24 protein-coding genes are annotated in these 22,900 nt (G+C 65.0%); 18 read left to right on the forward strand and 6 right to left on the reverse strand.

The window, feature by feature from the left end:
* Positions 1 to 105 precede the first annotated feature (105 nt).
* The 3 genes from CFK21_RS08770 to CFK21_RS08780 form a co-directional block, all read right to left on the reverse strand.
* Entirely contained in the window at positions 106 to 990 is an 885-nt protein-coding gene (locus tag CFK21_RS08770; protein WP_096366306.1) for a carbon-nitrogen hydrolase, read from the reverse strand.
* Positions 987 to 1,994 carry an agmatine deiminase family protein gene (locus CFK21_RS08775; RefSeq protein WP_369801195.1) on the reverse strand — a complete coding sequence of 336 codons (1,008 nt, stop codon included), beginning with the start codon at positions 1,992 to 1,994 and terminating at the stop codon, positions 987 to 989. The genes CFK21_RS08770 and CFK21_RS08775 overlap by 4 nt, the downstream gene beginning before the upstream one ends.
* 64 nt (positions 1,995 to 2,058) lie before the next feature.
* Positions 2,059 to 2,343, reverse strand: coding sequence for a hypothetical protein (locus tag CFK21_RS08780; protein ID WP_096366308.1), 285 nt, complete (start codon positions 2,341 to 2,343; stop codon positions 2,059 to 2,061).
* A 127-nt stretch (positions 2,344 to 2,470) separates the two neighbouring features.
* On the opposite strand from CFK21_RS08780, the gene CFK21_RS08785 reads away from it, so the two are divergent.
* From CFK21_RS08785 to lolD, 3 genes are all read left to right on the forward strand, one after another.
* A complete protein-coding gene (locus CFK21_RS08785; RefSeq protein ID WP_157745553.1) occupies positions 2,471 to 3,343 on the forward strand; it encodes a MotY family protein in 873 nt (290 codons plus the stop codon).
* Positions 3,344 to 3,433: 90 nt separating this feature from the next.
* Positions 3,434 to 4,681: a lipoprotein-releasing ABC transporter permease subunit gene (locus tag CFK21_RS08790; RefSeq protein ID WP_096366310.1), complete on the forward strand. Its 1,248-nt coding sequence runs from the start codon at positions 3,434 to 3,436 to the stop codon at positions 4,679 to 4,681.
* Positions 4,674 to 5,369, forward strand: a complete 696-nt coding sequence (lolD, locus tag CFK21_RS08795) for a lipoprotein-releasing ABC transporter ATP-binding protein LolD (protein WP_096366311.1) — start codon at positions 4,674 to 4,676, stop codon at positions 5,367 to 5,369. Before CFK21_RS08790 ends, lolD begins: the two co-directional genes overlap by 8 nt.
* Before the next feature lie 75 nt (positions 5,370 to 5,444).
* On the opposite strand, the gene CFK21_RS08800 is transcribed toward lolD, so the two are convergent.
* Positions 5,445 to 5,969 carry a DUF2062 domain-containing protein gene (locus CFK21_RS08800; protein ID WP_096366312.1) on the reverse strand — a complete coding sequence of 175 codons (525 nt, stop codon included), beginning with the start codon at positions 5,967 to 5,969 and terminating at the stop codon, positions 5,445 to 5,447.
* A gap of 70 nt (positions 5,970 to 6,039) precedes the next feature.
* On the opposite strand from CFK21_RS08800, the gene CFK21_RS08805 reads away from it, so the two are divergent.
* The 13 genes from CFK21_RS08805 (at position 6,040) to CFK21_RS08865 (ending at position 17,399) form a co-directional block, all read left to right on the forward strand.
* The gene (locus CFK21_RS08805; protein WP_096366313.1) at positions 6,040 to 8,373 is read left to right on the forward strand and encodes a DNA internalization-related competence protein ComEC/Rec2; all 2,334 of its coding nucleotides are present in this window, start codon (positions 6,040 to 6,042) and stop codon (positions 8,371 to 8,373) included.
* A gap of 172 nt (positions 8,374 to 8,545) precedes the next feature.
* Complete coding sequence (locus tag CFK21_RS08810; protein WP_172844281.1) at positions 8,546 to 9,181, forward strand: MotA/TolQ/ExbB proton channel family protein; 636 nt, start codon at positions 8,546 to 8,548, stop codon at positions 9,179 to 9,181.
* Positions 9,178 to 9,600 (forward strand): ExbD/TolR family protein, encoded by a 423-nt coding sequence (locus CFK21_RS08815; protein WP_096366314.1) that lies wholly within the window; start codon positions 9,178 to 9,180, stop codon positions 9,598 to 9,600. The genes CFK21_RS08810 and CFK21_RS08815 overlap by 4 nt, the downstream gene beginning before the upstream one ends.
* Positions 9,600 to 11,354 (forward strand): lipid A export permease/ATP-binding protein MsbA, encoded by a 1,755-nt coding sequence (msbA, locus tag CFK21_RS08820; RefSeq protein ID WP_096366315.1) that lies wholly within the window; start codon positions 9,600 to 9,602, stop codon positions 11,352 to 11,354. Before CFK21_RS08815 ends, msbA begins: the two co-directional genes overlap by 1 nt.
* Positions 11,351 to 12,394: a tetraacyldisaccharide 4'-kinase gene (lpxK, locus tag CFK21_RS08825; protein WP_096366316.1), complete on the forward strand. Its 1,044-nt coding sequence runs from the start codon at positions 11,351 to 11,353 to the stop codon at positions 12,392 to 12,394. The genes msbA and lpxK overlap by 4 nt, the downstream gene beginning before the upstream one ends.
* A gap of 108 nt (positions 12,395 to 12,502) precedes the next feature.
* On the forward strand, positions 12,503 to 12,703 hold the full coding sequence (locus tag CFK21_RS08830; RefSeq protein ID WP_096366317.1) for a Trm112 family protein: 201 nt from the start codon (positions 12,503 to 12,505) through the stop codon (positions 12,701 to 12,703).
* Positions 12,700 to 13,461: a 3-deoxy-manno-octulosonate cytidylyltransferase gene (gene kdsB / locus CFK21_RS08835; RefSeq protein WP_096366318.1), complete on the forward strand. Its 762-nt coding sequence runs from the start codon at positions 12,700 to 12,702 to the stop codon at positions 13,459 to 13,461. The genes CFK21_RS08830 and kdsB overlap by 4 nt, the downstream gene beginning before the upstream one ends.
* Before the next feature lie 37 nt (positions 13,462 to 13,498).
* A complete protein-coding gene (locus CFK21_RS08840; RefSeq protein ID WP_231971485.1) occupies positions 13,499 to 13,921 on the forward strand; it encodes a DUF2442 domain-containing protein in 423 nt (140 codons plus the stop codon).
* 103 nt (positions 13,922 to 14,024) lie between these two features.
* Positions 14,025 to 14,498 carry a hypothetical protein gene (locus CFK21_RS08845; RefSeq protein ID WP_096366319.1) on the forward strand — a complete coding sequence of 158 codons (474 nt, stop codon included), beginning with the start codon at positions 14,025 to 14,027 and terminating at the stop codon, positions 14,496 to 14,498.
* A 9-nt stretch (positions 14,499 to 14,507) separates the two neighbouring features.
* Positions 14,508 to 15,344: a TerB family tellurite resistance protein gene (locus CFK21_RS15220; RefSeq protein ID WP_157745556.1), complete on the forward strand. Its 837-nt coding sequence runs from the start codon at positions 14,508 to 14,510 to the stop codon at positions 15,342 to 15,344.
* A gap of 176 nt (positions 15,345 to 15,520) precedes the next feature.
* On the forward strand, positions 15,521 to 15,913 hold the full coding sequence (locus tag CFK21_RS08855; protein WP_096366321.1) for a hypothetical protein: 393 nt from the start codon (positions 15,521 to 15,523) through the stop codon (positions 15,911 to 15,913).
* A gap of 22 nt (positions 15,914 to 15,935) precedes the next feature.
* On the forward strand, positions 15,936 to 16,934 hold the full coding sequence (locus CFK21_RS08860; protein WP_231971486.1) for a GGDEF domain-containing protein: 999 nt from the start codon (positions 15,936 to 15,938) through the stop codon (positions 16,932 to 16,934).
* A gap of 27 nt (positions 16,935 to 16,961) precedes the next feature.
* A complete protein-coding gene (locus tag CFK21_RS08865) occupies positions 16,962 to 17,399 on the forward strand; it encodes a secondary thiamine-phosphate synthase enzyme YjbQ (protein ID WP_096366323.1) in 438 nt (145 codons plus the stop codon).
* Between the two features lie 174 nt (positions 17,400 to 17,573).
* On the opposite strand, the gene CFK21_RS08870 is transcribed toward CFK21_RS08865, so the two are convergent.
* Positions 17,574 to 17,861: a hypothetical protein gene (locus CFK21_RS08870; RefSeq protein WP_096366324.1), complete on the reverse strand. Its 288-nt coding sequence runs from the start codon at positions 17,859 to 17,861 to the stop codon at positions 17,574 to 17,576.
* Between the two features lie 127 nt (positions 17,862 to 17,988).
* Between CFK21_RS08870 and CFK21_RS08875 the strand changes: the two genes are divergently transcribed.
* Positions 17,989 to 18,480 (forward strand): low molecular weight protein-tyrosine-phosphatase, encoded by a 492-nt coding sequence (locus tag CFK21_RS08875; protein WP_096366325.1) that lies wholly within the window; start codon positions 17,989 to 17,991, stop codon positions 18,478 to 18,480.
* Between the two features lie 224 nt (positions 18,481 to 18,704).
* On the opposite strand, the gene rne is transcribed toward CFK21_RS08875, so the two are convergent.
* On the reverse strand, positions 18,705 to 21,305 hold the full coding sequence (gene rne, locus CFK21_RS08880; RefSeq protein ID WP_096366326.1) for a ribonuclease E: 2,601 nt from the start codon (positions 21,303 to 21,305) through the stop codon (positions 18,705 to 18,707).
* 498 nt (positions 21,306 to 21,803) lie between these two features.
* Between rne and rluC the strand changes: the two genes are divergently transcribed.
* On the forward strand, positions 21,804 to 22,784 hold the full coding sequence (gene rluC / locus CFK21_RS08885) for a 23S rRNA pseudouridine(955/2504/2580) synthase RluC (RefSeq protein ID WP_096366327.1): 981 nt from the start codon (positions 21,804 to 21,806) through the stop codon (positions 22,782 to 22,784).
* Positions 22,785 to 22,900 lie beyond the last annotated feature (116 nt).

The following is a 22,900-nucleotide window of genomic DNA, read 5'->3' on the forward strand; positions in this document are numbered from 1 at the left end:
ATATTTTTCCTTATGTAAGCGTCTTTAGCCTTGATATTCCTTAGCGCCTCCGCGCCTTAGCGCCCTCCGCGTTGCCAGCGCCACACCCCAGTCAACATCGCCAACTCAATCCCGATACCGCTTCACCATATCTCCATAGGCATCGATGCGCCGATCGCGCAGATAGGGCCAGAGCCGGCGCACCTGCTCGCTGCGGGCCAGGTCGATGTCGACGACCAGGGTCTCGGTCTCCCCGCCGGCGCGGGCCAGGATCTCGCCCTGGGGGCCGGCGACGAAGCTGCCGCCCCAGAACCGGCTGCCGGCGGTCTGGCCGGAGGGGTCGGGCTCGAAGCCGACCCGGTTGCAGGCCAGCACCGGAAGATTGTTGGCCACGGCGTGAGCGCGCTGGACCGTCTCCCAGGCCTCGCGCTGGCGCTGTTGCTCCTCGGGGGTGTCGTCCGGGTCCCAGCCGATGGCGGTGGGGTAGAGCAGCAGTTCGGCGCCGGCCAGGGCCATCAGGCGCGCGGCCTCGGGATACCACTGGTCCCAGCACACCAGCACCCCCAGCCGGCCGACGGCGGTGTCGATGGGGGTGAAGCCGAGATCGCCCGGGGTGAAGTAGAACTTTTCGTAATAGCCGGGATCGTCCGGGATGTGCATCTTGCGATAGCGTCCCGCCAGCCGGCCGTCGGCGTCCAGCACCACCGCGGTGTTGTGGTACAGGCCGGCGGCGCGGCGCTCGAACAGGGAGGCGACGATCACCACGCCGAGCTCGGCGGCCACAGCGCCAAGCCGATCGCTGCTCGGGCCGGGAATGGGTTCGGCCAGGTCGAAGTGGCGCGTCTCCTCGGTGACGCAGAAGTAGCGGCTGTTGTGCAATTCCTGCAGCAGCACCAACCTGGCCCCGCGCCCGGCGGCCTCGCGTACCCCCGCGAGCATGGTTTCCAGGTTGGCAGCGGTGTCTTCGCCGCAGCCGCGCTGCACCAATCCCACTGTCAGGGTCCGTGTCATACCGGTTCCTTCACGTCGCCCAGCACCCCGCGCGGCAGTTGCATGGTGACACAATGCAGGCTGCCGTACTGGCGGATCAAGGGACGGCAGTCCAATGCGACCAGCTCGCGGTCGGGGAAGGCGGCGGCCAGACGCTCGCATGCCAGCGCGTCCTGCGGATCACCGTACACCGGCACCAGCACGGCCTGGTTGAGAATCAGGAAATTGGCATAGGTCGCGGGCAGGCGCCGGCCTTCGTCGTCCCGGATCGGCGCCGGCAGGGGCAGGGGAATGAGCGTGTAGGGTTTGCCATCCGGCCGCCTGAGGGCCTCGAGTTCGCGCTGCATCTCCTGCAGCGGCACATAATGATGATCGGCCGGGTCCTCGCACTGCACATGGGCGATGGTGTGTTCGTCGCAGAAGCGGGCGAGGGTGTCGATGTGGCCGTCGGTGTCGTCGCCCTCCAGTACGCCGTGTTCCAGCCACAGGATGCGCTCCACACCCAGGTGCCCGCGCAGCCGCTGTTCGAGTTCGAAGCGGTCCAGTCCGGGATTGCGTCCGGGGCTGAGCAGACAGGACACCGTCGTCAGCAGGCTGCCGGCGCCGTCGACCTCGATGCTGCCGCCCTCGAGCACCAGATCGACCGGTTCCCGCGGGGTGGCGCCGAAGGCCCCGGCCTCGGCCAGGCGGGCGGTGATGCGGTTGTCGAGTTCGGCGGGGTATTTGCCGCCCCAGCCGTTGAAGTTGAAGTCCAGCAGTACCGGCCGGCCGGAACGCTGCACCGTGATCGGTCCGTGGTCACGGGCCCAGCTGTCGTTGGAGGCGGCCACATAGAGCTCGACCCGGTTGAGGTCGGCGCAGGAGTGCATCAGCAGATCGGCGACGTGGGCACGGTGGTCATCGTCATGGCAGGCGATCAGCGCGGTCTCGCGCTGCGCGATCTCGCAGGCCAGACGCGCGAACAGGGCGTCGACCTGGTCGATGTGGGCGGCCCAGTCGCCGTGATAATGCGGCCAGGTCAGCATGACCGCATCCTGCGGGGCCCATTCGGGCGGGAGGTAGGGACGGGTCATGCGGGGCAGGGTGAGGTCAGGGCTGGTCGCGGTGCACCACCGCGTGGATGACGCGGTCGTGCTCGAAATAGACAGTGAAATCCGGATAGTCCCAGCGGGTGATGGGCGGCTCGCCGATGGCGGCATGCGCCTCGCGCGGCGCCCCGAACCGGCTGCGCACGCTGTCCATCGAACTGCTCCGGGACGGGGTCTGCACCGAGGCGCTCTCTTCGACGGCCTTGATCAGCAGGACCTCGGCCCGGGCGGGCAGGGCCAGCAGCGTCAGGGCCAGGATGGCGAACAGGGGCGAAAACCGGTACATGGTTGAATCTCCTTGCAAAGCAGGCTTGGCGGCAACTATATCACGGCCCCTGTGGAATGCGAATCAGGCAGCATGCCGGTCCGCGGGCGGCGGTAAAGTCCCGCCCGCTGGTGCCGACATAGCTGGCATGAGCCGTTCCCGGATTCGCCATTGCTGGTTTATCGCCCTGGGACTGGGGCTGGGCATACCGGCCGCCCCGGCGCAGATCCCTGCCCAACACTATCAGGCGGATTTCGAGACCGCAGACTGGCGGGTGCAGGCTGACGGACGCGCCTGCGCACTGAGCCATGAGGTGCCGGGCTTCGGCTCGGTCCGCTTCGTCCAGCGCTGGGCCGAGCCGCTGCGCTTCCAGGTGCAGGTGCCGATGGCGGTCACCGACTATACCGCCGTCACCATCCGCTCGACTCCCGCCCCCTGGCAGCACCATGCCCAGGGCCGGGATATCGGTCGGGTGCCGGTCACCGGCACCATGCAGCCACTCGATCTGCGCGGCGCCACGGTGCGCACCCTGCTGCACGAACTGGAGCAGGGGCACTTCACGCGGCTGGACTGGCAGCCCGTCCAGGCCTCGGCCGAACCCCTGGCGGTGACGGTCTCGGCGGTGCGGTTGCGCCAGGCCCTGCCGGCGTTCCAGCGCTGCCTGGCCGGCATCATGCAACTCGATTTCATGCCGAGCGGCGAATACAGCGTGACCTTCGACAGCAATTCGACCCGCCTGGGCTATCTGGCCCGACGCGCGCTGGAACCGGCGGTGCAGCGTTACAAGGCCGGCCGCGGCATCACGCGTGTGGTGGTCGCCGGACACAGCGACCGCAGCGGCACGGCCATGGCCAACGAGAGGATCTCCCTGGCGCGTGCCCGCGCGGTGCGCGACTACCTCACCCGGCGCGGCATTCCCGCCAGCCGCATCGAGGTGCGCGGCTACGGCGAGCGCTGGCAGCCCGATCCCGGTAATCCGGCCGGCAACCGCCGCGCCACGGTCTGGCTGGTGGAGAAATAACCCCACGCCGAGCCGGCAACTGCGGGACCGTCCGCTGCCCTGAACACCCGCGCGATTCGCAATCACACGGAAGTGTGGTTTAATCCGCGCATGTTTCGCCCCTACGAAATCTTCATCGGGCTGCGCTATACCCGCGCCAAGCGTCGCAACCACTTCATCTCCTTCATCTCGCTGGTTTCCATCCTCGGCATCGCGCTGGGCGTGACCGCGCTGATCACGGTGCTGTCGGTGATGAACGGCTTCGAGAACGAATTGCGCACCCGCATCCTGGGCATGGCCTCGCACGCCACCATCAGCACCGCCGGCGGCGGCATCGACGACTGGGAAGGCATTGCGCGCCAGGTAACGCAGCATCCCGAGGTGATCGGTGCCGCGCCCTTTGTCCGCGGCGAGGCCATGCTGGCGTTGAACGAGCGGGTCAGCGGGGCCATGCTGCGCGGCATCCTCCCGGACCGGGAGGGGGCGGTCTCGGACGTGGGCGAACACATGAAGCTGGGCCGGCTCGGGGATCTGCGGGCCGGCGAGTACGGCATCGTGCTGGGCAGCGAGCTGGCCTACAGCCTGGGGGTGCAGGTGGGCGATCGTGTCACCGTCATCAGTCCGCAGGCCACCGTCACCGTCGCCGGGGCGCTGCCGCGGCTGCGCCGTTTCACCGTGGTCGGCCTGTTCGAGGTGGGCATGTACGAATACGACCGCGGCGTGGCCCTGGTGCATATGCAGGATGCGGCGAGGCTGTTCCGACTCGACGGCCAGGCCAGCGGGCTTCGGCTGCAGCTGCGCGACCTGTTCGAGGTCAAGCGGGTGGTCGCCGAGTTGAGCCGGGATCTGCCCGTGCGCTACCGGCTGTCCGACTGGACCCGCGAGCATTACAACTTCTTCCGCGCCATCCAGACCGAGAAGCGGGTCATGTTCGTGATCCTGGCCCTGATCGTCGCGGTGGCGGCGTTCAATATCGTCTCCACCCTGGTGATGGTGGTCACGGACAAGCAGGCCGACATCGCCATCCTGCGCACCCTGGGCGCGACCCCGGCCTCGGTGATGGCGGTGTTCACCATTCAGGGACTGGTCATCGGCATCTTCGGCACCCTGCTGGGCATGGCCGGCGGCATCGCCCTGGCATTGAACGTGGAGACCCTGGTGCCGGCCATCGAGCGCCTGTTCCAGGTCGAGTTCCTGCCGGCCGATGTCTACTACATCAGCAACCTGCCCTCGGATCTGAACTGGAACGACGTCTGGCGCATCAGTTCAGTGGCCTTCGTGCTGAGCCTGCTCGCCACCCTGTATCCGGCCTGGCGGGCCTCGCGCACCCAGCCGGCGGAGGCATTGCGCTATGAATGACGCAGGCATGCCGGTGGTCGAGTGCCGCAATCTGGGCAAGACCTTCATCCAGGGGCAGTACCGGGTGGAAGTGCTGCGCGGGGTGGATCTCACGGTGGCGCCGGGGGAACGCCTGGCGGTGGTCGGCGCCTCGGGCAGCGGCAAGAGCACGCTGCTGCATCTGCTCGGCGGACTGGATATCCCCAGCGCCGGCGAGATCCGGGTCGACGGCCGGCCGATCAACACGCTGAGCGACCGCGACCGCGGCCTGCTGCGCAACCGGGCGCTGGGTTTCGTCTACCAGTTCCATCATCTGCTGCCGGAGTTCAGTGCGCTGGAGAATGTCGCCATGCCGCTGTTGATCCGCGGCGAGCCGGTACACAGTGCGCGCGACCAGGCCGCCCGGCTGCTGACCCAGGTCGGGCTGGGCGGGCGGCTGCGGCACAAGCCGGGCGAACTGTCCGGCGGCGAGCGTCAGCGCGCGGCGCTGGCCCGGGCGCTGGTCACGCGGCCGCGCTGCGTGCTGGCCGACGAGCCGACCGGGAACCTGGACCGGGCCACCGCCGAGGAGGTCTACAGCCTGATGCTGGAACTGAACCAGGAATTCGACATCAGCTTCGTGATCGTCACTCATGACCCGTCGCTGGCCGCGCGCATGGACCGGGTGGTGGAACTGGTCGACGGGAAGATCAGTTACGAGGGAGAGTAGGATGGGTGGAGCGCAGCGCAACCCATCATGACGCGGTGAAACGATGGGTTGCGGCGCACCGCGCCTTCACCCATCCTACGAGAGTTCCCTCGGCACCGGCATCTTTTTGCGCCGATAGCGGCGAATGACATACAGGCGCCACAACAAGCGCACGCAGACATAGCCCAGGGCCGCCGCCAGCACGCCGGCGATCAGGCTGCCGAGCAGCAGCGGTTGCCACACACTGCCCAGGGTGTGCAGGGCGTCCCAGGTCAGGGTGAAATCCAGTTTCACCGGCGGCTCGCCCAGCAGCCAGGTACCCAGCCGATAGGTGGAATAGAATACCGGCGGCATGGTCAGCGGATTGGTGGTGAAGATCAGCACCACCGTTGCCGGCAGATTGACCCGCAGCCAGATCGCCAGCAGGGGACCGAGCAGCAGCTGGCCGGGGATCGGCAGCAGGGCGCAGAACAGGCCCAGCGCCACGCCGCCCGAGATCGAGCGCCGGTTCAGGTGCCACAGGTTCGGGTCATGCAGCCGGTGGCCGAAGCGGCGCAGCTGCGGATGATCGCGCAGCTTGACCGCGTCCGGCAGATATTTTCTGATCAGGTGTCTGGGCATGTCCTCTGCACCCGACCGGCAGGGAGGCCGGCCGCATCAATAATTCCTTGCAACGTGTTCAGGGACGAACATGTATCGCTACGCCATCGCCTTTCTCGGCGGCACCCTGTGCCTGCCCCTGTGCTTCAGCCGTCTGCCCGACCCGGTGTGGGGCTGGGCGCTCGGCGCACTCCTGCTGTTCAGCCTGGTGCGACGCCGGTTCCAGCTGGCCGCCGTCCTGGCCGGCCTGGCCGGCTTCTGGTGGCAGGCAGCGGTGCAACTGCAGTCCCAGCTGCCGCCGGCGCTCGAAGGCGAAGATATCATCCTGGTCGGCACGATCGATGACATCCCGGCCCGCGGGCCGCGGGTGCTGCGGTTTCCCTTCCGCGTCGAGGGACGCGAAGACGCGCCTCTCCCTATAGCGTTCCCGCGGCGCCTGCGCTTGAGCTGGTACGACCCGCAGCAACTGCCGCGGGTGGGGGAACGCTGGCGACTGCGGGTGCGGCTGAAGGCCCCCTGGAGTTTCCGCAACCCCGGCGGCTTCGATTACGAGGCCTGGCTGTTCCGCCAGCGCATCGGCGCCACCGGCTATGTGCGGGATCAGGCCGGCGCACGCCTGGGCGGACCGGCCTGGTACCGGCCGGCGGCCTGGCGTCAGGGTGTCCACGCGGCCCTGGAGGAACGGATGCGGTCGCGTCCGGGCGGGGCGGTGGTCCTGGCGCTGGCGCTGGGCGCCCGCCACGGGCTGACGGATGCGCAGTGGGAACTGTACCGGCTGACCGGCACCAGCCACCTGATGGCCATTTCGGGGCTGCATGTGGGGCTGGTCGCCGGGCTCTGCTTCGGGCTGGTCCGGCTGCTCTGGGCGGCCAGCCCGGCGCTGGTGCGGCGGCTGGCCGCGCCCCGGGCCGCAACGCTGGCGGCCATGAGCGGGGCCCTGGGCTATGCCGCCCTGGCCGGTTTCTCCATCCCCACCCAGCGGGCGCTGATCATGGTCTGGCTGGTCTGTGCGGCCCTCTGGCTGCAGCGGCAGCTGCATCCGCTGAACACCCTCGGGCTGGCCCTGATCCTGGTGCTGCTGCACGACCCGCTGGCGGTGCTGGGCAGCGGGTTCTGGCTGTCGTTCGGGGCGGTGCTGCTGCTGGTGCTGTTCCATCTGCGCCTGCGCCAGGCCGGGCCGGCCGCCACTCCCGCAGGGCGTTTCCGGCGCCTGGTCCAGGCCCAGCTGCTGCTCAGTCTCGGGCTGATGCCGCTGACCGTCCTCAACTTCCATACCGTCGCCTGGCTCTCCCCGCTGGCCAACCTGATCGCCATTCCCTGGGTCAGTCTGCTGGTGGTGCCCCTGACCCTGCTCGGTGTCGCGCTGTTCGCGCTGGCGCCCGGGCTGGGCGAGGCCCTGTGGGATCTGGCCGGGCTGGCCTACAGTGGCCTGGAATGGCTGCTGGCCCGGCTGGCGGCCCTGCCGCTGGCCGACCTGCATCTGGCCCGGCCAATGTGGGCAGTGGTCGCCGCCCTGGCCGGCATTCTCGGTCTGCTGCTCTGGCGCGGGCAGCCCCGGTACAGGTGGGCATTGCTGCTGTTGTTCCTGCCGCTGCTGCTGTATCCGACCCCGCGGCCGCCGCTGGGCACGGCCTGGGTGGACGTGCTGGACGTGGGTCAGGGCCTGGCCGTCGTGGTGCGTACCCGCAGCCACACGCTGGTCTACGACACCGGCCCCCGCTTCACCTCCGGACTGGACACCGGTGCCGCCGTGGTCGCGCCCTTCCTGCGCACGGTGGGGCGTACGGATGTCGACGCCCTCATCGTCAGTCATGGCGACAACGATCACAGCGGCGGTGCGCCCGCGCTGATCGCCGCCTTCGATCCGGTGCGGATACTCTACAGCGATCCGCCCGCGCCGGCCCCGCGGGCCAGGCCCTGCCGCGACGGCCAGGCCTGGAACTGGGATGGCGTGGACTTCCGCCTGCTGCATCCGGCCGACGCCGGCCGCGACCGCAACGATGCCTCCTGCGTGCTGCTGGTCGAGTCGGCGGCCGGCGCCCGACTGCTGCTGCCGGGCGATATCGAGGCCGGAGCGGAATATGCGCTGCTGCGCCGGCACGCTGCCAGCCTGCGGGCCGAGGTGCTGGTGAGTCCGCACCACGGCAGCCGCACCTCGTCGACGCCGGCTCTGGTCCGGAACGTGGCGCCGGGTCTGGTGATCCATCCGGCCGGGCGCGGCAATCGGTACGGCTTTCCGCATCCCGACGTCACCGCCCGCTATGCGGCAGTGGGCGCACGCCAGCCGATCAGCGGCTGCAGCGGCGCGCTGCAGCTGCATCTGGACGCGGCGGGCGAGGTACCGGCGCCGCCAGGTTACCGCGAACGCGCCCGTCGCCTGTGGCATCGGCCGGATCCGGGTTGTGCTCCAGCCCCCTCACCCTGACCCTCTCCCACCAGGGAAAAGGGGAGGTCTCGGAGACGGCCGAGCGAGACAGCATTGGTTTCCTTCTCCCCTCAGCGGGAGGGGGCCGGGGGGAGGGGGCAAGAGTGATGCATGAGCAGGCCCGAACCCGTATCATACGTCGGGTTTACGGAAACCTTGCGAGGGATGCCACGTGCTGGAACTGGTCAAAGCCGGCGGCTGGCTGATGCTGCCCATTATCGCCTGTTCGGTCATCGCCCTGGCGATCATCGGCGAGCGCCTGTGGATGCTGCGCATGCGCCGGGTGGTGCCGCGGCACCTGGTCGCCCAGGTCTGGACCTGGATCCGCGACCAGCAGCTGGACAATGTCCATATCCATTCCCTGCGCACCGGCTCACCCATGGGCCGGGTGCTGGCCGCCGGCCTGGTCAACCGCCACCATGACCGCGACGTCATGCTGGAGGCAATCCAGGACACCGGCCGCCACGCCGCCCTGGAACTGGAGCGTTACCTCAACAGCCTGGGCACCATCGCCGCCATCACCCCGCTGCTGGGCCTGCTCGGCACCGTGATCGGCATGATCAAGGTGTTCTCGGTCATCACCACCCAGGGCGTGGGCGATCCCGGCGTGCTCGCCGGCGGCATCTCCGAGGCGCTGATCACCACCGCCGCCGGCCTGACCGTGGCCATCCCCAGCCTGATGTTCTATCGCTACTTCCGCGGCAAGGTCGACATGCTGGTGGTGCGCATGGAGGAGGAATCCATGAAGCTGGTCGAGGTGATGCAGGGCGAGCGCGAGGCCGACATCGAAGGCGGGGAGGCGGCATGAAGCTGCGCACCCGCGAGCGGGCCGAGCCCGATGTCAATCTCACGCCGCTGATCGACGTCGTCTTCCTGCTGCTGATCTTCTTCATGATCTCGACCACCTTCGAGCGCGAGGCCCAGCTCAAGGTGGATCTGCCCGAGGCCAGCACCGAGGCGGCCGAGGCCCCGCCCGAGCGGCTGGAGGTCACCATCAAGGGCAGCGGCGATATCTACATCAACGATCAGCAGGTGGTGAACAACAAGCCGGAGACCATCAAGCGCGCCATCGAGGAACTGCTCGGCGACAAGCGCGACCTGCCCATGATCATCCGCGCCGACAGTGACAGCGCCCTGCAGTACGCCGTCACCCTGATGGACATCGCCCGTCAGCTCGAGATCAGGCAGGTGTCGCTGGCCACCGTGCAGACCGACGCCGGGCAGTGATGGCGGCTTCGGCCTGGGCCGACTACCGGCGGCTGCTGGCCTATGTCCGGCCCTACTGGAAGCCGTTCCTGCTCGCCAGCCTGGTGATGGCGGTCTACGGCGCGACCGACGCCATGTTCGCCGCCCTGATGAAGCCCATGCTGGACGAGGGCTTCGTCGCCCGCGACCCCGACATGATCCGGCTGGTGCCGCTGCTGCTGATCCTGCTATTCGTGTTCCGCGGCCTGACCGGCTTCGCCTCCAGCTACGGCATGAACTGGATCGGCCGGCGGGTGATCGAGACCCTGCGCGGCGAACTGTTCCGCAAGCTGGTGCGCCTGCCGGTGGCCTTCTATGACCGCAACAGCACCGGGGATCTGGTTGCCCGTTTGATCTATCACGTCGAGCAGGTCGCCCAGGCCAGCACCAACGCCGTCACCATCCTGATCCGCGACAGCTTCACCGTGATCTTCCTGCTGGCCTGGATGTTTCTCATCAACGGCTGGCTGGCGCTGCTGTTCCTGGTCATCGGACCGGTGATGGCCTGGCTCATCCGCAGCGTCAGCCGCCGGCTGCGCGAGGTCAACCGCCGCATCCAGGATTCCATGGGCGATGTCACCCACCTGGCCGAGGAGGCCGTGGCCGGCCAGCGCGTGGTCAAGGCCTTCGGCGGCGAGGCGGTGGAGGTGGCCGCCTTCGATGCCGTGAACCGGAAGAACCGCTCCCTGCAGATGAAGATGACCGCCACCAGCACGCTCAGCGTGCAGCTGGTGCAGCTGCTGGGCGCGATCACCTTCGCCCTGGTGATCTGGCTCGCCACCCGGCATCCGGACGCCGGCGACATCAGTGCCGGGGACTTCGTCTCCTTCATTACCGCCATGATGCTGCTGATGCCGCCACTCAAGCGCCTGACCAGCGTCAATGCCAGCCTGCAGCGCGGCATCGCCGCCGCCTCCAGCCTGTTCGGCCTGCTCGACGAGACGCCGGAGACGGATACGGGAACGAAAGCCTGCGAACGGGCGCAGGGCCGGCTGGAATTCGAGCAGGTGCGGTTCCGCTACGGCGCCGATCAGCCGCCGGTGCTCGAGGACGTGAGCTTCAGCGTCGAACCGGGACAGACCGTCGCCATAGTCGGGCGTTCCGGCAGCGGCAAGTCCACGCTCGCCAACCTCATCCCGCGCTTCTACGAACCCGGGTCCGGCCGCATCCGCCTCGACGGCATCGATCTGCACGACTACCGCCTGGCCGACCTGCGCCGCCAGATCGCCCTGGTCGGCCAGGAGGTGGTGCTGTTCAACGACACCGTCGCCCGCAACATCGCCTACGGCCAGTGCCAGGACGCGCCGCGCGCGGCCATTGAACGCGCCGCCGAACTGGCCAGCGCCATGGACTTCATCCGCGAACTGCCGCAGGGCCTGGACACCCCGGTGGGCGAACACGGCCTGCTGCTCTCCGGCGGCCAGCGCCAGCGCATCGCCATCGCCCGCGCCCTGCTCAAGGACGCGCCGATCCTGATCCTGGACGAGGCCACCTCGGCCCTGGACAGTGAATCCGAACGCGCCATCCAGGCCGCGCTGGAACGGCTGATGCAGGGCCGCACCACCCTGGTCATCGCCCATCGCCTGTCCACGGTGGAGCGGGCCGACTGCATCCTGGTGCTGGACCAGGGGCGGGTGGTGGAGGCCGGCCGCCACGCGGAACTGCTGGCGCGCGAGGGGCACTACGCCAGCCTGTACCGGCTGCAGTTCAGTGACCGCGACATTCCCCCCGCATGATCTGGAACCGCCTCTGGTACGAAGGCCATCCCCTGGCGCTGGCGCTGACCCCGCTGGCGCTGCTGTACTGCGCGGCGGTATGGTTGCGCCGCCAGGTCTACCGCCTGGGCCTGCGGCGCGTTCACCGGATGGGCGTGCCGGTGATCGTGGTCGGCAATATCACCGCCGGCGGCACCGGCAAGACCCCGCTGATCGCCTGGCTCGCCGCCCGGCTGCGTGAGCAGGGCTACCGGCCCGGCATCATCGCCCGCGGCTACGGCGGCAGGGCCCGCCACTGGCCGCAGCAGGTGCGCCCCGACAGCGACCCGCGCACGGTCGGTGACGAACCCGTGCTGCTGGCCCGGCGCACCGGCTGCCCCATGGCCGTCGGCCCGGACCGCGTCGCCGCCGCCCGCGCGCTGCTGCAGCACAGCGACTGCGACATCCTGATCAGCGACGACGGCCTGCAGCACTACGCCCTGGCGCGCGACATCGAGATCGCCGTGGTCGACGGCGACCGCCGCTACGGCAACGGCCTGTGCCTGCCCGCCGGCCCGCTGCGCGAACCCCGCTCGCGGCTGCAGGAAGTGGATCTGATCGTCTGCCACGGCACCCCCGGCCGCGGCGAGTTCGGCATGCACTATGTCGCAGGGCAACTGATCAATGTGCACGACCACGAGCAGCGTCTCGATCCCGACCAACTCCGCGGCCGGCAAGTAGATGCAGTCGCCGGCATCGGCCACCCCGAGCGCTTCTACCGCCTGCTGGAACGCCAGGGCCTCAACTGCCGCAAACAGCGCAGCTTCCGCGATCATCACGCCTACAGCGAGACAGATTTCGACTTCGCCGACGCCCACACCCCGGTCGTCATGACCGAAAAGGACGCCGTCAAATGCGAACGCCTGGCCCGGGACAACCTCTGGTACCTCCCCATCCAGGCCGAACTCGACCCGCGCATGGAATCCCGCCTGCAACGCCTGCTCCCTCAGTCCCGTCATCCCCGCGAAGGCGGGGATCCAGTGACAACAGCGGTATCTGGATCCCGGCCTACGCCGGGATGACGTTGAGAGGCAACACAACCGCGCTCTATACAACCATCTGAACGCCTTAGACGAACCCCCTGAATGCGTTACACTATCCCCACGCAATAACCACCCCCGGACACACCCATGGACAAAAAACTCCTCGACATCCTCGTCTGCCCCGTCTGCAAGGCCCCCCTGGTCTACCTCAAGGCCGAACAGGAACTGATCTGCCGCGGCGACCGCCTGGCCTATCCCATCCGCGACGGCATCCCGGTGCTGCTGGCCGACGAAGCCCGCGAACTCGGCCCGGAAGAGGAAGTGCCTGAGGGTCCGAAGACGGCATGAGCTTCAAGGTCGTCATCCCGGCGCGCTACGCCTCCAGCCGCCTGCCGGGCAAGCCGCTGCTGGAGATCGTCGGGCGCCCTATGCTCGAACACGTCTACCGCCGTGCTTGCGAGAGCGGGGCAGGGGAGGTCATCGTTGCCACCGACGACGACCGCATCCGCGAAGCCGCCGAAGCCTTCGGCGCCGGCGTCGCCATGACCGCCGCCGACCACCCCTCCGGCACCGACCGCATCGCCGAAGTGGCCGAGACCCGCGACTGGCCCGCCGACGCCATCATCGTCAACCTCCAGGGCGACGAACCCCTGATGCCACCGAGCCTGATCCGCACCGTCGCCGACGATCTAGAGGCCCACCCCGACGCCGACATCGCCACCCTGTGCGCCCCCATCGACTGCGCCGAGGACTTCTTCGACCCGCATATCGTGAAAGTGGTGCGCGACCACAAAGGCTATGCCCTGTATTTCAGCCGCGCCCCCATCCCCTGGGACCGCGACGAATTCGCCACCGGCAGCAAGACCCTGCCCAAGGGCGTGCCGCACCTGCGCCACATCGGCATGTACGCCTACCGTGCCGGTTTCCTGCAGCACTACCGACAGCTGGAACCCGCACCTATCGAGAACAGCGAAATGCTGGAACAACTGCGGGCGCTGTGGCACGGTGTACGTATCCATGTCGCCGAAGCGCCGGAGACGCCGGGGCATGGGGTGGATACGCAGGCTGATCTGGAACGGGTAGCGGGACTGCTGGCAGCGGAGTGAACGCCGGCGTTGAATCAGTGGCGAAAACCGAGTTGGAGTGAGTGAAACCCCTTTACACGCGGTCGCGATTATTGGCTGCAACACCAAAAACGCCGTCATCCCCGCGCAGGCGGGGATCCAGTATCTCCGACAGGAGAGATGCCTTACAAGATCGATCCATTGTGAGGTAATCATGCATTGGGATGTCACAAAAGTACGCCCACTGGACGACCACCAGATTTATGTCGAGTTGGAGGACGGTCGCAAGGACATATTCGACCTCAAGCCGTATCTGGATCATGGAGTGTTCAGAGAACTCAGGGATAAGGAGTATTTTTCCAGAGTCGGCATCGTGCTTGGGGCGGTCACCTGGCCGCATGAGCAGGATATTGCGCCAGAGACACTGATTTCAGGATTGAAGCCAGTAGAGCATAAACAAAACTTTGGCCAAACATGGATCGAATCGAGAAATATACTCTGACCCCAGATATCCCGGATATCGCAGGCTTGATGAAGCGTAATCAAATCAGTGCATGAATTAAATTGATGGCTTATATCAAAGAAGAAGTAAAGGAGGGGAAGGGATGATAGCAGTGGGAGTAAATCAGGAAACGGGTGAGACATACAAAGTAGATTCTGACGAAATCGACCGTGAATATATTGAATCAATGTCGATATTTAGGAAAGCAGATACTGAAATTAAGAAACAAATCGATAACCTGGATATATCGGCAGATGCAAAATCATTGCTCTATGCATTTTCAAGCGCCACGATAAAGGCTGGCGAGTACATCGTTAAGATAGGAAGAAAAATCATAGACTATGTATGCAGGATATTGGACGAATTTCCGAATACATCATTCGGCATGGTATTTGGCGCTATTGCGGGCTTTCTGGTCTCGTCAATTCCGCTTCTCGGTGTTGTGCTGGGGCCTTTAGTGGCACCGATTTTAATGGCGTTCGGCCTGTTTGGCGGATTGATGGAGGATTTGAAGGACAAGGCATTAGCAAGAAAAATCTCGGAGATTAATGGAAAATTCACTCCTCTGCGTGCGTAGGGAATCGTCGTGGAGCAAAAAAACAATAATCAGTGGTTCGATGATATAGATACAATCATTGATGAGCCGCTAAAATTCAAGGCAAGGCTTTCTATCGGTGAGAACGCTTACGCGTCACTCAGGGTAAAGAACAAGGTGATAGAAATCTGGGATGCACTTGGTGCGGCATCTACAGGTGCAGCCATTGCGCAATCATCAGCCGTGGCATCAACTTTTTTTGCACCAAGCTGGTTTCTTTCTGCTTTAGGGGTTGGAGCGGCGGCGACTCCCATCGGATGGGTTGTTGCGGCAGGATTGTTTACAGGCGGCGCCTGGGTGGGAATTAGTCGGTATGTAAAGAACAATACCAGCAGTCGCGTCACAGTCATTCCTCAATTCATTAATACACCGATGGACGTTCTGGCACTTGCCTTATTTGACCTTATCGCGCCTTTGGCCCTGAGGGTGGCAATCATTGATGGTGAAATTGACGAGTCAGAGAAAATATCGATAACCAACAGTTTTATTAATGATTGGGGGTATAACGAAGAGTTTGTCAATGAGGGGCTTTTATTCATTGAATCCAATATATCTGAATTTTCTATAGCAGAGCTCGCGAGCAGTCTGGCGGAATACAAGAAGGAAAACCCTGATTGCAGTTACGATGATATGTCAAAAGAAATTTTGCATCTTCTCAGGGAGGTGATCGAGGCAGATGGGAGGCTTGATGAAAGGGAGGATATGGCGATTGAGCGTATTGACCGAGTCTTCAAGGAAGTTAATAAACTAAAATTTAAATCGAGGATAAAATCAATCCTCGAAAAGCTTAGCACCAAAAGGTTCCATCGAGCACGTCCGGATCATTAAATATTAACGGGTACATCAGTGGCGGGGTCAGGTCTTGCATTGCAACACGCGAATGCTTGATTGCAAGACCTCACCCCGTTGTTAATGGGTAATCCATATTTTATGCTGAAGATGGTGAACACCCATTAAAACCCAACCCCTCTTCAAGGTCTGTATATTTACACAACAGGAAACAGATGATGCCGAAGCAGATTAGAAGGGAGGGCGGTAGCGTCAATTATCTTTTGCTATTTGTGATCATCCTGATGGCAGTAGTCATTGGCAACCTGGCATCGGACTGGATCGAGCTGAAGTGGGTTGAACATCAGACGGCGCAGGCAATATCTGCGTTCAATGATGAAATTAATGATGCAGCACAGGAGCAGCGCCAGCGCAACCTCCGTCTTCAACACCAGACGCAGGAAGAAAGAAAACGGAGTCCTACAGGGGTGAAGTTGGAAAGGGTATGCACCGATTGGATGCGGGCGGACGAGGAATACGATTCATATACCACGCAGACTGGTCGCGAGAAGCACTGCACAAACTATCGCAAGTTTATTCAATCGGGCATAATCCCGCGATCTAAGTGAATAATGGGGCAGCGCCCTTCATATGCCGGAATTCCTGCAAAAAGATATTTTGATGACCATGAACGGAAATGATCCTGACAGCCTGTACAAGACCTTATTGGAGTCGACCAAGGCCATCCCCTGGAAGATCAACTGGCAAAGCAAGGAGTTCGAGTACATCGGGCCCCAGATCGAGAAGTTGCTGGGCTGGACTCAGGACAGTTGGGCGACCGCCCAGGACTGGATCGACCGGATTCATCCGGAAGACCGTGAGGAGACGGCGAACCTGTGCGTCTCTCAATCCGAGCACGGCATTGATCACGAGGCCGATTACCGCGCTCTGACGGCCGACGGCGGCTATGTGTGGGTACGCGACGTGGTGCATGTCATCCGCGAGAATGGTGTTACCACCGCCCTGGTCGGCTTCATCTTTGACATCTCCGAGCGCAAACGCATGGAAGACGTGCTGGTCAAGCTGAACAAGCAGCTGGAGTCGTTTTCCTTCAATGATGCGCTGACCGGCGTCGCCAACCGGCGGATGTACGATCAGACCGTGGCAGCGGAATGGGCCCGTGCACAGCGGCATCAGGAGCCCCTGTCGCTGATCGTCCTGGATATCGACCATTTCAAGGCATACAACGACTGCCACGGTCATGTCACGGGCGATGACTGCCTGAAGACCGTCGCAAGCCTTCTGGAGGGGGTATCGTCACGCTCCACGGACCTGCTGGCCCGTTACGGCGGTGAGGAGTTCGTGCTGTTATTGCCCGATACCGATGCGCACGCGGCCCGGGCGATCGCGGAACGCTGCCGGCAGGCCGTTGAGGACAAGCAGATCCCGGTCGAGAACGGCATTGTGACGATCAGTGCGGGCGTGAGCACCCTGGTGCCGGCGGCCGACACGGATCCGTCGATGATTCTGGAGGCGGCGGACAGGATGCTCTATCTTGCCAAACAGCGCGGGCGTAACCGGGTCGAATGCAGCGCTCCGCCCGGCGATGAGGCCGCCGCCAGGCTTGGTGTAATTGACGGCGCCAAATGAAACGATTAACGCGACCGGATGTGAAATTTGCTTAGCAAATACTTCCAACTGCAGCTGTCCACTTCCGCCGGCATCTCCCTGCACGATGTCACGCCGCAGATCCGCGACTGCCTGGCTGACAGCGGCATTGACAACGGCTTTGTCACCATCACTTCCCGGCATACCACCACGGCCCTGACCATCAACGAGAACGAGGCGCGGCTGCTGGGGGATGTGAAGGCCTTCTTCACCCGCCTGGTCTCGCCGGGGGATGAATACCTGCATAACGATATCCATCTGCGGGACTGTCCGCCGGATGAGCCGGAGAATGCGCATTCGCACCTGGTGGCGATGCTGCTGGGCAGTTCGGAGGTGGTGCCGGTGAGTGAGGGGCGGCTGGTGCTGGGGCAGTATCAGTCTGTGCTGCTGGTAGAGCTGGATGGGCCGCGGGAGCGGACGGTGGCGGTGCAGGTGGTGGGGGAGTGAGGTACACGGTGCCGACTTCAGGTCAAATTCCACCGTCATTGCGAGTACCCAGAGGGCATAAACGAAGCGCGGCAATCTCACACGGCAGACTCAGCTGTTTGGAGATTGCCGCGTCACTTCGTTCCTCGCAATGACAAGGATATAAGGACGCAATGACGGGGTAGGCGGGGTGTCTTACTTCTCCTGCAGCGCCTCGAACAGCAACTCGATGTCCGGGTTCGGTCTGTGCTCGCGGTCGTAGAGGGGGATGGTGCGGGTCTGGGCGACACGGCGGGTGGCGTCGCCGAACTGGTTGGCCTGGATGGTCTTGTCCATGCCCAGGCATTCAACCACGACACAGGCTTCATCCTCCAGCACCTCCATGATGCGGCAGGCGCGGTCCTGCACCTGCACCACCTGGCCAATGGCGTTGCGCAGGCGCTGCAGGTCGTCGTTCGATTCGTGCTCGGATTCACTGTTCATTCCCGGATATTCAGCCATTCTTTCCGCCGTTGCAACTGCCCGGTGCGGCCTGCCTTCCCGAGGGTAAGTTATTGTTTTAGAATATGCGAATCTGGATTTACAGCAGTAACGGAATGAGACGACAGGTATGATTGATCAGAACAAGGTGCGGGTGTTGTTCGTCTGCATGGGCAACATCTGCCGCTCGCCCACGGCCCAGGGCGTATTCGAGAAGGTGGTCGATGAGGCCGGTCTGGGGCACCGGATCGAGATCCATTCCGCCGGGACCCATGCCTATCATGTGGGTGAACCGCCGGATACACGCGCCCAGGAGGCCGCCAGCAAACGCGGTTATGACCTGTCCGCGCAGCGTGCGCGCAAGGTGCAGGTCGAGGACTTCATCGAATTCGACTATGTGCTGGCCATGGATCGCAGCAACTATGCCGATCTGCAGGAACTGGTGCTGCCGGATTACGAACAGCGCCTGAAGCTGTTTCTGGAATTTGCCCGGGAACTGCAGGACACGGATGTGCCGGATCCCTACTATGGCGGCAGGCAGGGCTTCGAGCGGGTATTGGACCTGATCGAGGCGGCCTCGCAGGGGCTGCTCGAACACATCCGCATCGAGCACAAGCTCTAGCAATCAGGTAGGTCGGGTTAGCCCGTCAGGGCGTAACCCGATATGAGCCGTGCCAGGCCTGTCGGGTTACGCTTCGCTAACCCGACCTACAGTACTCGAACACATCCGCATCGAGCACAAGCTGTAGGATGGGTGAAGGCGCGTGGCGCCGTAACCCATCATCGTGTCATACCGGGCGATGATGGGTTGCGCTTCGCTCCACCCATCCTACGACTCTGCAACTGCTATTCCTTGTTGCCCACCACCTTGGCCGGGTCGTTCGACGCCGGGGCATCGCCCGCGGGCCTGTCGGCCTTCGGAGCCTGGGCCGGCTGCTCCGGCTTGGGCGCGGACTGCTGCTCCGGCTTCGGAGCCGGCGGCTCCGGCTTGGCTGCGGGCTGTTCCGGTTTCGGGGCCGCTTGTTCCGGCTTCGGTGCAGCAGGCTGCTCCGCCTTCGGGGCGGGCTTGTCCTGGGCGGCGGGCGGGGCTGCGGTGCCACTGCCGGAGCCTTCACCCCGGGCGGGCTTGTCGGCCTTTTCCGCCGGCGGCCGCTCCTGGGATGACTTCATCTCCACGACCTGACCGCCGCCGCTCTGACCCTGATTCTGGCCGCCGGCATCCTGCCTGGACTGATCGTCGCCGCCCTTGCCGCCAGCAGCCGGGGCTGATGCGCGGTTGTCCTTGTCCTCGGACTGGCCGTCGCCCTGGGCCTGCTGCTGGCCGCTCTCACCACGCTGGCGGTTGCCGCTCGAACGGCGTCGACCGCTGCCGCCGCGCCGGCCGCGCCGGCCGCCACGACTGCCGCGGGACTCCCGGGCCTGGCCCGACTCGGCACCGCCCTCGGCCTGGGGTTTGGCCTCGCTTTTGGCTTCGGGCTTCGCTTCCGGCTTGGCTTCGGCCCGCGGTTCTTCGCTCCTGGGCTTGCCCTTGCTCTTGTCCTGGGCCGGCTTCTCGCCGCCGGCTTCCTGCGGCTGGCGTTTGGGCTTGTTACGTCCACCGCCACTGCGGCCGCCGGCGCTTCGGCTGCGACCGCCGCCGTTGCGGCCGCCGCGGCTGTCCTGACGTCCCTTGCCGCCGTCACCGGCGCCCTTGCGCGGTTTCTCCTGCGCCTCGGTCTCCTCGGCGGGTTCCGGGGTGCCGAACAGGTTCGACCACAACCGCTTGAGCAGACCGGGCTGACCACCGCCGGCCGCCGGGCGGGCCGGGGCCGGGGCCTCGGCAGCGGGCGGCGGCACCGGGGAGGAGGGCACCAGCATCTTCACGGCCGGCTCTTCCGCCCGGCGGGTCACGGTCTCGCCGCCGGTCTCGGCCACTTCCACGCTTTCTTCCGGGATCAGTTCGAAGCTGGACACGGCCTGCTCGCCCTTGACCTCGTCGGTGCGCACGCGTCGGACCTCGTAGTTCGGCGTCTCCAGCGACGGGGTGGGGATGAGCATGACGTTGACCTTGTAGCGCTGCTCGATCTCGTACAGCGACTTGCGCTTCTCGTTGAGCAGGAAGGTCGCCACCTCGACCGGCACCAGCGCCACCACGCGCGCGGTCTTCTCCTTCATGGCGTTTTCCTCGACGATGCGCAGCACCGACAGGGCCAGGGATTCCACCCCGCGCACCGTGCCGTGGCCGTTGCAGCGCGGGCAGACGATCTGGCTGGACTCGCCCAGCGAGGGCCGCAGGCGCTGTCGCGACATCTCCAGCAGGCCGAAGCGCGAGATGCGTCCGACCTGGACCCGGGCGCGGTCCATCTTCAGCGCTTCCTTGAGGCGGTTCTCCACCTCGCGCTGATGCTTGGCCGCGGACATGTCGATGAAGTCGATGACGATCAGCCCGCCCAGGTCGCGGATGCGCAGCTGGCGGGCGACCTCGTCGGCCGCCTCCAGGTTGGTGTTGAGCGCGGTCTCCTCGATGTCGCTGCCCTTGGTGGCGCGCGCCGAGTTGATGTCGATGGACAGCAGCGCCTCGGTGTGGTCGATGACGATGGAGCCGCCCGAGGGCAGGGTGACGTCACGCTGGAAGGCCGACTCGATCTGGCTCTCGATCTGGTAGCGCGAGAACAGCGGCACCGGATCGTCGTAGCGCTTGAGCTTGTGCAGGTTGTGCGGCATGACGAGTTCCATGAACTCGCGCGCCCGCTGAAACACCTGGGCGTCGTCGATCATGATCTCGCCGATGTCCGAGCGCAGGTAGTCGCGCAGGGCCCGGATGATGACGTTGCTCTCCTGATAGATCAGGAACGGGGCCTGGCCCTCGTTGGCGGCGCCCTCGATCGCACTCCAGAGCTGGAGCAGGTAGTCCAGGTCCCACTGCAACTCCTCGGTGGAGCGGCCCACGCCGGCGGTGCGCACGATCAGGCCCATGCCGTCGGGGATGTTCAGCTCGGACATGATGTCGCGCACCTGGCTGCGGTCGTCGCCCTCGATGCGGCGCGACACGCCCCCGGCGCGCGGGTTGTTCGGCATCAGTACCAGGTAGCGCCCGGCCAGGCTGATGAAGGTGGTCAGCGCCGCACCCTTCTGGCCGCGCTCCTCCTTCTCCACCTGCACCACCAACTCCTGACCTTCCCTGACCGCATCCTTGATGCTGGGGCGGCCGTCGCCGGACAGGGCCTGTTCGGAGAAGTAGCTGCGGGCGATTTCCTTGAGCGGCAGAAAGCCGTGGCGGTCGGCGCCGTAATCGACGAAGGCCGCTTCCAGACTGGGCTCTACACGGGTGATCTTACCCTTGTAGATATTGGATTTTTTCTGCTCGCGGGAGGGGACCTCGATGTCGAGATCGTAGAGTTTCTGGCCATCGACCATGGCCACGCGCAACTCTTCGGGCTGAGTTGCATTGACTAGCATTCTTTTCATAGGTCTGTTCTCGCCGTTGCTCGACCCGTTTCAGGTCCGACCGCGCGGCGCGGCGCACAGGTGCCGCCGTCCAGGTGCGGTCCAGCAGCGGCTGCAGCCAGGGAGTCAGGCCCAGCAGCACCAGCAGTGCTGCCCGGGTCCGGTCCGTGAGGCCGGTCGTGCTTGACATGAAACAGGGAACAATCAAATTCATTGTGAAATAAAACCGTATTGCTCGTATCAACGACCGGGAGATACAACGGCGGGCGGCCAGACTTGACCGCAGGGGCTGTATCGCCCGGGGTGGCGTTGCGGCATGCGTGCGACCTGTTTGCTGTTGACAACTTGTCGGCGCGTGCTGCGCAGTCGCCTGCAAATCCGGTCCGCCGTGACGTGATGTCGCCGGCCAACCGGGCAAATCGACCTCCCAACTATATCAACGGCTTCCCCTCAAATCAATTGGTTAGCGTAAATATTTCCATTCTGCACGGGTGCCCGCGGCTGCTATGATAGCCGCCCATGAATACCGGCAAATCACAGGTTCAGGTGCGGGAAATCGGCCCCGAGGAGGCCGGTCAGCGCATCGATAACTATCTGCTGCGCATACTGAAAGGCGTGCCGAAGAGTCGCATCTACCGGCTGCTGCGCAAGGGCGAGGTCCGGGTCAACAAAGGCCGGATCCGCGCGGATTACCGGCTGGCGGCGGGGGACCGGGTCCGGATTCCGCCCGTGAGCACGGCGGCGGAGAAGCCCGGTCCCGGACCCGCCCCCGGCCGGCTGCTGACCGACCGCATCCTCTATGAGGATGATCGCCTGCTGGTCGTGGACAAGCCCGCCGGCATGGCGGTGCACGGCGGCAGCGGTCTGAGCTTCGGCGTGATCGAGGCCCTGCGCGGCAGCCGGCCGGAGGCGAAGTTCCTGGAACTGGTGCACCGGCTGGACCGCGAGACCTCCGGCTGCCTGATCCTGGCCAAGCGCCGCAGCGCTCTGCGGGCCCTGCACGAACAGCTGCGCGAGAACCGCATGGACAAGCGCTACTTCGCCCTGCTCCGGGGGCGGCTGGCGGCAGGACGCCAGCGGGTGGAGGCGCCGCTGCGCCGCAACCAGCTGCGCGGCGGCGAGCGCATGGTCCAGGTCGCGGAGGACGGCAAGCCGGCACGCACCGATTTCACTCTGGTGGAGGCCTGGCCCGGCGCCAGCCTGGTCGAGGCGGTACTGCACACCGGCCGCACCCATCAGATCCGGGTGCATGCCGCCCACCTCGGCCATCCCCTGGCCGGCGACGACAAGTACGGAGATCCGGACTTCAACCGGGTACTGAAGGCGCGCGGCCTGAACCGGCTGTTCCTGCACGCCCACTTCATCGCCTTCGACCACCCGGCCACGGGCGAGCGGGTTCAGGTCAGTGCGCCGCTGGACGCTGACCTGCGCGGGGTATTGGAAAGGCTGCACAGCGACCCCATTGAACAGAGCCCCGACGGGAACCGCGGGACAGCCTGACGCGCATTTGTCATGCGATCCGGGTAGAATGCGCGCCCCGGGAAGGAATCAGATATCTGATCCGCATTTTCATAATTAATAATCTGCTTTATAAAAACATTGCAAGCACAGGGAAT

This window comes from Thiohalobacter thiocyanaticus (assembly GCF_002356355.1).
Taxonomy (GTDB): Bacteria; Pseudomonadota; Gammaproteobacteria; order Thiohalobacterales; family Thiohalobacteraceae; genus Thiohalobacter; species Thiohalobacter thiocyanaticus_A.